Origin of the sequence: Leisingera aquaemixtae, from assembly GCF_019801145.1 — a bacterium.
Lineage (GTDB): Bacteria > Pseudomonadota > Alphaproteobacteria > Rhodobacterales > Rhodobacteraceae > Leisingera > Leisingera aquaemixtae_A.
Window position 1 is genome coordinate 1 of the sequence record NZ_JAHVJQ010000042.1, and the last position, 953, is coordinate 953.

General features: G+C 66.1%; 1 protein-coding gene. It reads left to right on the forward strand.

Translation table 11 applies throughout. The annotated features are described in order from the left end of the window. On the forward strand, nucleotides 1-953 hold a 953-nt coding region (locus tag KUW17_RS23195; RefSeq protein WP_261397388.1), incomplete at both ends, for a WD40 repeat domain-containing protein.

Consider the following 953-nt stretch of genomic DNA (forward strand, 5'->3'; position numbering starts at 1 on the left):
CGCCTTCAACCATGATGGCACGCGGATCGTCTCCGGCGGGGATGACGGCACGGTGCGGCTCTGGGATCTGACGGGGAATCAGGTGGCGCAGCCCTTTGAGGGGCATGAGGGCTGGGTGCTGAGCGTCGCCTTCAACCATGATGGAACGCGGGTCATCTCCGGCGGGGAAGACGGCACGGTACGGCTCTGGGATCTGACAGGTAAGCAGGTGGCGCAGCCCTTTGAGGGGCACGAGGACTGGGTGTGGAGCGCTGCCTTCAACCATGATGGCACGCGGATCGTCTCCGGCGGACATGACGGCACGGTGCGGCTCTGGGATCTGACGGGTACGCAGGTGACGCAGCCCTTTGAGGGGCATGGGTTATGGGTAGAGAGCGTCGCCTTCGACCACGATGGCAAGCGGATCGTCTCCGGCGGGGAAGACGGCACGGTGCGTCTGTGGGATCTGACGGGCAAGCAGCTCGCGCAGCCCTTTGAGGGGCATGGGGACCCGGTGCAGAGCGTCGCCTTCAACCATGATGGCACGCGGATCATCTCCAGCGGGGATGACGGCACGGTGCGGCTGTGGGAGCTGACGGGTACACAGGTGGCGCAGCCCTTTGAGGGGCACGGGGACTGGGTGCGGAGTGTCGCCTTAAACCATGATGGCACGCGGATCGCCTCCAGCGGGGATGACGGCACGGTGCGGCTCTGGGATCTGACGGGTACGCAGGTGGCGCAGCCCTTTGAGGGGCATGCAGGCCGGGTGATGAGCGTCGCCTTCAACCATGATGGCACGCGGATCGTCTCCGGTGGGATTGACGGTACGGTGCGGCTCTGGGATCTGACGGGTACGCAGGTGGCGCAGCCCTTTGAGGGGCACGGGGACTGGGTGCGGAGCGTCGCCTTCAACCATGATGGCACGCGGATCGTCTCCGGCGGGGATGACGGCACGGTGCGGCTCTGGGATCTGA